The following is a 10,762-nucleotide window of genomic DNA, read 5'->3' as shown; positions in this document are numbered from 1 at the left end:
CATGCTTTAGCTCGTTCGAAAATCGAACCCAACTCCAGTAACATCTCGACCATAGGGTGTGGGGTTATTATAAGCAAAATCGAGTGCTTTCTTGACTTGTTTTAGTACTGCTCCTCCAACCCGGTCTTATTGGATCGGTGTCTGACTCGCGTAGACCGGATTTCGTCAGGCACCGGTCATCTTTAGGAATCGGTCTCGGAGCATTGAGTCTATACTTCTCCCCGCGAATATTGTTGTATGAAATACACCGACGCAGATCAAGGACCATCGGACACCGCGGAAGAAATCATGGAGGCGACATTACGAGCCCTCCGGAAGCACGGGTATGCTAACCTCACGATGCAAGCAATCGCTGACGAGTTCGATAAAACAAAAGCTGTCTTACACTACCACTACGATACGAAAGACGAACTCCTCGTCGCATTTCTTGACTATCTTCTCGACCGGTTTATCCGACGCTTAGATTTCGAGACGATTGACGACCCGGATGCCCGGTTGAGTGCACTCGTAGACCGGCTACTACTAGAATTTGACGACGATACCTCAGATGAGACGGCTCCCGGATTTCCTGCAGCGCTTCTCGAAGTTCGTGCACACGCTCCTCACAACGATTCGTATCGAGAACAACTAACGCTGAACTACGAACTGTTGAAGGACATGTTGACCACCATCATCGACGATGGAATCGAACAAGGGGTTTTCAATCCAGTCGATTCGGAGCAGACGGCGACACTAATTCTGGCTGCGATTATGGGTGGCCGTGATTACTACAGTACGACCAACCGGGAGTGTGTCGGTGAAGAGGTTCGAGACGCCCTCCAGGACCAGTTTCTGAGCGAGTTGCGTACCTCCGACAGAACGTAACTTCGTCGGCTTTCGAGTGTCGGTCCAGAAATTTTATTAGCCATCTAACTAACTGGTTAGTTAGCATAGCATGATTCGGATATCTGAGACAAGACGCTATTCGTTTAATCAGAAGAAGTCACGGAGCAAGCTACGCACCCGCCTGAAACAGTCCCCCGTTGGTGATACACGGTCAGGAGGGCTCTGATTTCACCATGTTTGGGATAGACCGTCGCCTTTTCGCGTTGGCACTCGCTCGGATGGTCGATGCATTTTGCAACTCGTTTCTTATCGTCGTCCTCCCGTTGTACATCGCCAAGGGTGGCGTCACTGGCAGTGCGTTTGGGCTCACTGAATCACTCGTCACGGGACTTATCCTCTCTGTCTTTGGATTCCTAAATAGTACTATTCAGCCAATCACCGGGAGACTTTCTGACACGACTGGCAAGCGAAAGCCGTTCATCCTCGTCGGTCTTGCGGTCTTAGCCGTTGCTAACTTCGCATATTCGTGGGCGGAGAGTTATCCCTCGCTTCTCGCTATCAGAGCATTGCAGGGTATCGGTGTCGCTTTCACGGTTACAGCGACGGTGGCACTCGTAAACGAACTCGCGACAGCAGAAACTCGCGGTGGAGATATGGGTGTTTTCAACGTGTTCCGCCTCATTGGATACGGATTAGGGCCTCTTATTGCGGGAGCAGTCGTAAGCAACGAGTCCTACGCAGTGCCCCTCGTCGGAGTTACTCTCTCTGGATTCGACGCTGCTTTCTTTATCCCAGCGTTGGGCGCAATCGTAAGCGCGTTTATCGTGTCCGTGTTCGTTTCTGATCCGGAGACAATTTCGCCGAGTAGCGACTCGGGATTTGCGTTGTCCGTGTTTGCTGACGATGACTCCCTGCTCGATCCTCTCTTCACACTTGGCCTTGCTTCGCTGTTTGTTGCGACGGGTATGGCGCTCTTTTCGACGATCCAACCGGTTATCAACGACCATCTCAGTCAAAATGCCGCCTTGTTTGGTGTCGAGTTCGCTGCGTTCACTGTGGCGGAGTTGATTACGCAAATTCCCGTGGGGAGGGCGAGCGACCGGTACGGGCGTCGCCCGTTCATTATCGGCGGATTCCTCTTGTTCGCCCCCGTGACGTTCCTTCAAGGATTCGTCACTGCACCGTGGCAGATGATCGCCGCGCGGTTCGCTCAAGGAGCGGCAGCAGCGATGGTATTCGCACCCGCATTGGCACTCGCTGGTGACTTGGCGGCGAAAGGAGAATCCGGAACTAAACTATCTATCCTGACGATGAGTTTCGGGCTCGGAACTGCTATTGGGCCGCTCGCATCTGGGTTCTTGATTCGCTATGGCTACGTCGTTCCGTTCGCGTTCGGCGGAATTGTCTCCGCTCTCGGTGCCGTCCTCGTCTATACGCAGGTCGAAGAGACTCGAACTGGTGCGCCGCGGGAACTCGACCATCTCCTCACCCGCTTCGAAGAATTATTCTCGACCACGCTGGGTGGGAGTTCGGATGAGTAGCTCCTCTGTCACCGCGAGTCCCCCGTGCTTGCAGTCTCGTCCATCGCATTCGACCGGTGCTGGCCTCCAGTGACGTTATGGTACAGCTCTGGAACTTTCCCCGCCTTTCGGCGTCCCGTCAGCGCCGACTCGCGCGAGCGATACAGGTATCCTTAATCGGTATCCTACTCGTTGGGCTTTACGACGGTGATTCGAGCATCATCGTTAATACGGTAGTTGCACTGTGCGTGACGCATCTTCCCGCCGTTCTCGAACGAGAGTATGACGTCAGCCTCGATACTCGGTTGTCCCTCTGGATTACGTCCGCCGTGTTTCTCCACGCGTTTGGAATGGTGGGGGTTCCATGGACGCCGCTGAACCCGTACCAGTCAGTGTGGTGGTGGGACCACCTTACCCACAGCTTGTCCGCTTCAGTCGTCGCCGCTGTCGGCTACTCCACCGCGCGGATAGTAGATTCGCACGGTGGGGCAATCGAGCTTCCACCCCGGTTTATGTTCGTATATATCGTGTTGTTCGTGTTAGCATTCGGAGTTCTATGGGAGGTTCTCGAATTCGCCGTGAGCCGCCTCGCCTTCCTACTCGGGGGTGAGCCCGTGTTAGTTCAGTACGGACTCGAAGACACGTTGCTTGACCTCGTGTTTGATATGGTCGGCGGTGTTGCTGTTGCGACCCGTGGAACCGAACTCCTTGACGACGTTATTCAGGCCGAATTTCCGACACCATCCAATTCGTGATGACACCGACGACCTCTGACTGCTCCTCCCCGTCTCTTCAGGACAATAATTCATAAACCAATCATACATACTACATTATATTCAGAATGAACCGCGTCTACACGATGGGGACTGTGCTCACGGAATCGGAGCGGCACGAGATTGCTGGGCGTGCACGAACACTCGCAGAGCGTCTCGATGGCCCGGCCAACAGCGCCGGTTCGCCGCCGCCAATCGATCCTACGGAGATTTTCGACGAATGGAAGCATCTATTCCCGGATGACGAGTCGTTCCGTGCCCGACTCGCACACGATGGCTTTACGGAAACGGCTGTCCGCGAACAAATCGCAGCGACCCACTGGCCTGAAACTGAGCCACTTCCAGACTGGGTTGATACGTTGTCGGATTTAGTCCAACACGTCGGCACGTGTACTAAAATAACCCGAAAATCCGTCTCGACACCTGACCAGACCCCCTTCGGAGAACTACTCACCGCGATTGCCAGTTTCGCCTGCGACCAACTATCCCAAACGGTCGTTTCGATGGCGGCGGTTTCGTCGATGGAGAGACAACTCGTGGATCGACTTCGGTCGCTTTGTGTCCGGGTGTTGTACGTCGAATTCAAAAGCTTCGTCGAGGTTCACGACCCAGAACTGGCGGCGACAAATCCTGCTGCAGTCTCTGAGCCATCTACGGAGTACTACGAACAGTTTATCGAGGCGATGCTCGGACAGGGATTCAAAAATCTATGTCTGGAGTACCCGGTACTTGCGCGACAGCTGACGACCCTTCTCGATAACTGGCAGAGCGCTGTCGAAGAGTTGTGCCGACGATTGCAGACTGACCGTGAAGCCCTGCGGCAGCGGTTCGGCATTGAGGGGTCAGTGACTGACCTTAATCCGCTTACTACGGATACCCACGCTGGTGGTCGAGTTCCGGTACAAGTTTCATTCGAGGACGGGTCGGTTGTCTACAAACCACGGCCTCTCGATGGTGAAGTCACATTTTACACCATTCTCAATCGGTTGGACGAGTATCTCCCGACGCCAAGATTCGAGACGCCGTCGTTGCTTCCACGCGACGGGTACGGGTGGATGGAGCTCGTCGAATACCGCGACCTCCCTGACGAATCTGCGGCCGACCGCTACTACGAACGTGCCGGGTCGCTTTTGTGTCTCGCCTACGTGCTCAACTTCACCGACTGTCACTACGAGAACCTACTCGTCGACGGGGCGACGCCCACGGTCGTCGACGGCGAGACAATCTTCCACCCCCACGTAGAGTCGGATGCGAAGCCGTTCGAAACTGAAGCGAGCGCAGCGGTTGATCGGTCCGTCCTCCTGTCCGTGATGTTGCCGTTCTCCGTCGGCGATCCCCGAGAAGCACACGGCAGGCGATTCGCGGATAAGGTCGCCGGGTTGGGAAGCGATAGCGAGGAGACGGCACTCCCGAACCAGTCTCGCCCGACTATCGAGGCGGTCAACACGGACGTTATGGCGGTCGACATGGAAGCCGTGACAGTCGATCCATACACCAACACACCGTCCGTCAGCGGCGTAGACCATCCGCCGAGTGACCACGTGGACGCGCTGGTCGGTGGGTTCGAGGAGACGTACGAAACCATCCACGAACTGCACGAGACCGGGAGGTTCCTCAACGACGTCGCAGACCCAGAACTGGTCGCCGGGGGTAACACTCGACTGCTGTATCGGTCCACCGGTCGATACGCTTCGATCCTTCGGTCGGCCGCTGCTCGAAACTCGCTCCGAGACGGTGCTCGACTCACCGTCGAGTACGAGCGACTTGCGGTGCCGTTTTTCGACGGGACCGTGGAGACGGACAGACTCTGGTCGCTGTACGACTCCGAACGACGTGCGCTCCGAGATCTCGATATCCCACGATTTGCGTCGCGTACCGATCAGCGAGCGCTATTCTACCGCGACGAACAATTGGATGTCGTCGCCGACAAAACGGGATATGAGTTCGTTCGGCAACGACTCGATGGGATGAGTGAGACTGATCGCCGTCGCCAGACGTGGTTGATTCGGCAGGCACTGGGGGAATCAATGACGGCGGGATGTACCCCCCCGGAGCTGACTGAACAATCGGAACAGAAGCTTCGGCGGCGAGCCTCGACAGGTCGCTACGAGCAGGCGGCGGTCGATCTGTTCGACAGCGCGGTCGACGCACGCGTCGAAGCGGGCTGCGGTCCGGGTTGGGTGTCTATCGTCCCCGAATCGGGGATCAACCTCTATCCGGCCGACAACTCCCTGTTTTGGGGAACCGGCGGCATTGCGCTGACCGCGGCGGCCCTGTACGATGCGACCGGCCGAGTGCACTACCTGGAACTGGCCGACGAGGTTCTCTCCTCGGTTGTCGACGGCATCGCTAGCGGATCGATTCCCGCCGAGCACGGCGGGTTTCAGGGAATCGGCTCGGTCGTCTACGTCCTTTCGGTGGTTGCTGACCTCCTTGGTGACGACAGCTACCGGGAGGCTGCGCTGGCGGCGACTCGAACACTCTCCGCGGACGATATCACCGACGCCGATTCCCTCGATGTTGTAGCAGGCGTCGCGGGGACACTCCACGGTTTGCTTGCGTACCACGAACGATACGGTAACGATAGCGTCCTCGAACTGGCGGTCGACTGCGGCGACCGACTCCTCAACGCTCGGACCCACGTTGCTGGCCACTTCGTCTGGGAAACGACTGAGAGGAGCGTACCACTCACCGGGTTTGCACACGGTTCCAGCGGAATAGCGTACGCGCTTGCGCGCTTGGCGGCCTCGACTGGTGACCCAAGGTATGCCGACGCAGCCCGAGAGGCAATCGATTTCGAGTCGGCGTTGTACTCCCCGTCCCGCACCAACTGGCCGCGCTCAGCGACTGCAGACTCCTATCAGGACCGCTGGTGTCACGGACGGACTGGAATTGCGCTCGGTCGAATCGGAATCGGGACGCAACTCGGCAACGACGCACTCATCTCCGAGGCAGGGGATGCGCTGACTAAAACCGGAACAGCCGAACCGCTGCACCTTGACAATCTCTGTTGTGGGAACTTCGGTCGTGTTGAAGCCCTCCTCGTGGGCTCGCGCCGAGCTGGCTGTGATGGGACACTCGCGGACGAACTCGCATCGAGGTGTCTCGCTCGCCGAGAGCGCGACGGAATCTTATCTCTACCCGGTCACATCCGCGAGTTCGTGAACCCGACGTTTTTCGACGGTGTTTGCGGCCCCGCCTACACGCTGCTTCGTCTCGAAGCTCCCGACACGTTGCCTTCCGTTCTCTTGCTTGAGTAGTTGAGTACCGCCCGCTGGTCGGGAATTCCAGTCAATAACATTCATTCGAAGTTAGCAAAAATATAACGAATTACAAAACATATAAAGATTTAACATGTATGTTGTCGAGAATTACTTTTGCAATGTCAGTTGCACTTGATAACAAGGCTGGTAGCAAAGAACAGTACGACAACGAATTCATGCAGACTGTCGACGACGTGTCCGAAGTCACGGCGGACCACCGCGACGGATGTGGGTTCACCTGCAGTCCCTTCTCGAGCTGGGGCTAAGTGGAATTACGGATCGACTCCTCTCTGTTTTTTTGACGTAGTTCGGTTATTCATCCGTCACAACCGCCGTAATCGAGTGTACTCTCATTCCTTGTCACGGCTGAATTCGAGACCAGTAATGAAGTCGCCAGATGAGTCTACGGAGACCGTCACCTACCACACTTTGTATGCGACGTTCGAGCCTATCCCTAACGCCTTCTCTCCCATAAACTGAGAATTCGACGTTAGTTTATACATCTATGACACCGATATTCAGCCGAAAAGAGACCATGACTAAACAAATACAGTCTAACACTGGGATTCAGCGTTCGAATGTAGTGCACGCACAGATTACGTCCATATCGAACAGGAGGACGAGCTTATGAGTGACTCCGACACACAGAAGGCGGCTGTTGCGGAGCGGGAGGCCTACTTCGTCGGGGGCGGTATCGCTTCTCTCGCCGGGGCCGCGTTTCTGGTTCGCGATGCCGGAATGCCCGGTGAGAACGTTCATATCCTCGAAAAACGGGAGGTGTTCGGCGGTGCACTCGACGGTCGGGGCGTCCCCGAGGAGGGCTACATCCTTCCTGGTGGCCGCATGTTTAACTTCCCGACTTACGAGTGTACGTGGAACCTCCTCGACTCGATTCCATCGCTTGAGGACCCTGACACCAGCATCAAGGCCGAGATGGACGAGTTCAACGAACGGCACGACACGTACGCCGAGGCGCGACTCGTGGGTTCGGACCAGGAGATACTCGATGTCTCCTCCTACGGCTTCGAGACCGAACACCGTCTTTCGATGATTCGCCTCTTGCTTACGCCCGAGGCGAAACTCGGCGACACTCGAATCGAAGAATGGTTCTCCGAATCGTTCTTCGATACGACCTTCTGGTACCTGTGGGCGACGACGTTCGCCTTCCAGCCGTGGCACAGCGTCGCGGAGATGCGCCGCTATATGCAGCGCTTCACGCAGGAATTCCCTCGCCTGCACACGCTCAGCGGCGTCGCGCGTACGAAATACAATCAGTACGACTCCATCGTCCGCCCGCTTCGTCGGTGGCTCGATGACCGTGACGTCGACTTCCGTACCAACCACACCGTGACCGATCTCGATGTTGTCCCGGGGCGCTCGGGGAAGACCGTCGAGGCAATTCGCTACAAGGGTGCTGACAGCACGGCGAAAGAGATTACCGTCGACCCAGCAGACTTCGTCTTCGTCACAAACGGCTCGATGACCGACGGTCTGAGTCTTGGGTCAATGACGGAGGCTCCCGACCTCAAGTCCAGCGGGACGTCCTTCGAGTTGTGGAAATCACTCGCCGAGGACCACCCCGAACTCGGGACACCCGAGGCGTTCGCCGACCATATCCCCGAATCGAAGTGGGAGTCGTTCACGCTCACGCTCCGCGAACCCGACTTCCTCGAACACATCGTCGAAGTCACTCGCGAAGAGCCCGGTAACGCCCTCGTGACGTTTACTGAGTCGAACTGGCTCATGTCCATCGTCACTGCTGCCCAGCCTCACTTCGCAAACCAGCCGGACGACGTGAAAGTCGTCTGGGGATACGGACTCTTCCCCGAGGAGAAAGGGAACTACGTCGAGAAGAAGATGGAAGACTGCACGGGTGAGGAACTCCTCGAAGAACTCTGCTACCACCTCGATTACACCGAGCACTTCGATGAACTCCGCGAAACTTCGACCTGTGTCCCCTGCATGATGCCGTTTATCACCAGTCAGTTCATGCCGCGGGTACCCGGCGACCGCCCGGACGTCATCCCTGCGGGGTCGAACAATCTCGCATTCATCGGCCAGTTCGCCGAAGTGCCCGATGATGTCGTGTTTACTGTCGAGTATTCGGTTCGCTCGGCGATGGTCGCCGTCTACGAGTTCCTCGACGTTGAAAAAGAGGTGCCCCCGATAAGCACGCATCAGTACGAACCCGATGTGCTACTGGACACTGCGAAGGCTGCATTCCGGTGATACGTCGTCCCCGTAGCTGAGCGTGATATTTTACGCCTTAGCATTCTATAGTAGCGTTTGCAAGTCATTGCACACTCGACCGACCGGTGTCGTGCGGTCGGATGTGTCACCAGTTGCAAACGCTACTATAATTTATCTTCCTCTATTAGTAGTCGACCGCATATAGATGTTAGCAGTTCGTCAGAACTGAACTATTCAGTGAGTTCGACGTGCTTGAACCGGGATTCGATAGTAGGGGTCGGACCGCGAGCCCACTGTCCTTCTTCTCACAGTTTGGTTTATCATGGGTAGAGAGACATTACAGCGCGGCAACCCTATTTGTACTCTCTCTACAGCGATTACGTTACTGTATACTGTGGTCTCTGTATTGTAGTTTTTATTCAAAACTCTGTGATGGAGTTTTGAGAATAAAACCATTCTATATTCTGTTTAGTAGATGTCTGTCATTCTATGAATATTGTAGATACTCTGATGGATTGGTTGGGTTATGTGATTTAGAACTAAATGTACTGTATTAATTCTATTATAGGTGGTCATTCTAGTCAATACAGAAATAATAGTTGAATCATCTAGTGTGTCACTTGTCTATTCTTCTGAGCATCTGGAGGTGTGCCATTAATAAAGTCTTCTAATAGTACTATTCTATCTAACGGTAGTTTTCACTAACCACAATACTATTGCTACTCGCCCCGTGGTATATCCCTATATAAATAACCGGGAGGTGTTATGATGTCCCCTCCGTGTCCCCTACTGAGTATCCGTGATGCAGATACAGGACCCGCAAGAGCAGTCGCAGGAGAACGACCCGAATATCGTCGTTTCGATTCCGACCCCTTCGATTTCGAAGAACTTCTCGAAGAGATCGTCAAATTGGCTTTTAAGGACATCGTCCTTGTTACTGTGCCCCATTCCGAATTCAGATGTCTGATATGCTGACATCAAACTATATATCATTCGGTTATTACTTCAATTTTTCCGTAATTGTACTCAAAATATTATGTTATACAGGAATGTTCTATCTCGGGCTTCGGCCTCTTTTTGTGCCTTTATCCTCGGTCTATCCAGTCTACCCGTAACATAGCGTATTTCCGAACCACTCGATGTTGAGGAGGGGTGAGAATAGTTAAAAACTAACGCTGTATTCTACTCTCGTCTTCTCATTCCCAGCGTAACACGTTTGGAATCTGGTCCGGTGCAGTAACACGAAGCATCGTGTACGCGATTCCAGAGAGACCGTGGAAGAACGTCGGGTTGGTGATGCGATTCGCATCGTCTTCTGTTCGGTATGTCCCTGATTCGTCCTTCCGGTCGACGATTGCACCAATCCGTTCTCTTGCGCCTCCATCCGGTAGCTCTCCGAGTCTTTCTGCTTCAAGGAGGAACTCGACACGTCCAGTTTCACCACAACAGAGGTGGTCGTACTCCTTGAGACCTCGCTGTGGGAACCCTTCGACTGCACGTTTGAGTCCCTTCGTCAGTATCTCTCCGTCGTCGTAGTTTACCATGCCTGCCCGTGCGAGCCCTTCGCCGCTTCGCCCGTAACACCACTGGTCGTGGAACCGGTTGTTCGACCAACTTCGGTTATCGGGCCAGTTGCGCTCCGACTCTGAATATTTCCGTGATTCGAATTCGAGTGCTTCGTAAGCCGCATCTCGATATTTTTCTTCGCCGGTCTCGTCAGCGAGTCGAATCAATGCGTATGCGATTCCGATAGCGCCGTGGGCAAATCCAGTGAGCGGTGGGGAATTGTCTAGTGTTTGCCACACCGCAAGCCCATCGTCAGTTTCGACACGATTTGCCAAGAGGTGCTCACCACACTTTCTTGCCGCCGATACGAGGCTCTCCGAACTGTGGCGGTCGTTTGCTGCAAGCAAGCCGAGTATCGTTCCTGCGGCCCCGCCGGAAACGTCGAACGTTGAATCGGTTTCGAACGTCTCGTCGGTCACGAACTCGGCTGTTCGTGCAGCGTCTTCGACTAATGTCTGCTCGTCGACCAACTCACCGACAACTGCGAGACCGTAAGCGACAGCACCGAGACCGTTCGTGCCGCCGTGCATATACAGGGCGGGTGAAATACTTTCGGCGCGGACTGCTTTGCGAGTCTCTTTGAGTATCTCTAGTGCGAACGTCTTGTACTGGTCCACCCCAGTGG

General features: G+C 54.9%; 7 protein-coding genes. 6 read left to right on the top strand and 1 reads right to left on the bottom strand.

Annotated features, from left to right (window positions below):
- The first annotated feature begins 237 nt into the window (after positions 1 to 237).
- From QT222_RS22000 to QT222_RS21975, 6 genes are all read left to right on the top strand, one after another.
- On the top strand, positions 238 to 864 hold the full coding sequence (locus QT222_RS22000) for a TetR/AcrR family transcriptional regulator (RefSeq protein WP_004056322.1): 627 nt from the start codon (positions 238 to 240) through the stop codon (positions 862 to 864).
- Between the two features lie 194 nt (positions 865 to 1,058).
- Positions 1,059 to 2,366: an MFS transporter gene (locus QT222_RS21995; RefSeq protein WP_491478370.1), complete on the top strand. Its 1,308-nt coding sequence runs from the start codon at positions 1,059 to 1,061 to the stop codon at positions 2,364 to 2,366.
- A gap of 77 nt (positions 2,367 to 2,443) precedes the next feature.
- Complete coding sequence (locus tag QT222_RS21990; RefSeq protein WP_491478369.1) at positions 2,444 to 3,100, top strand: DUF2238 domain-containing protein; 657 nt, start codon at positions 2,444 to 2,446, stop codon at positions 3,098 to 3,100.
- Between the two features lie 86 nt (positions 3,101 to 3,186).
- Positions 3,187 to 6,378, top strand: a complete 3,192-nt coding sequence (locus QT222_RS21985) for a type 2 lanthipeptide synthetase LanM family protein (protein ID WP_491478368.1) — start codon at positions 3,187 to 3,189, stop codon at positions 6,376 to 6,378.
- Between the two features lie 122 nt (positions 6,379 to 6,500).
- On the top strand, positions 6,501 to 6,647 hold the full coding sequence (locus QT222_RS21980) for a hypothetical protein (protein ID WP_155844699.1): 147 nt from the start codon (positions 6,501 to 6,503) through the stop codon (positions 6,645 to 6,647).
- 361 nt (positions 6,648 to 7,008) lie between these two features.
- Entirely contained in the window at positions 7,009 to 8,610 is a 1,602-nt protein-coding gene (locus tag QT222_RS21975; RefSeq protein WP_004056315.1) for an oleate hydratase, read from the top strand.
- Between the two features lie 1,157 nt (positions 8,611 to 9,767).
- Here QT222_RS21975 and QT222_RS21970 read toward each other — a convergent pair.
- Positions 9,768 to 10,762, bottom strand: a 995-nt coding sequence (locus tag QT222_RS21970) for a lanthionine synthetase LanC family protein (protein WP_491478367.1), incomplete at its 5' end; no start/stop codon positions are given.

It is taken from the genome of Haloferax sp. s1 (genome assembly GCF_058382125.1).
This window is presented reverse-complemented; position numbering and strand designations above follow the sequence as displayed.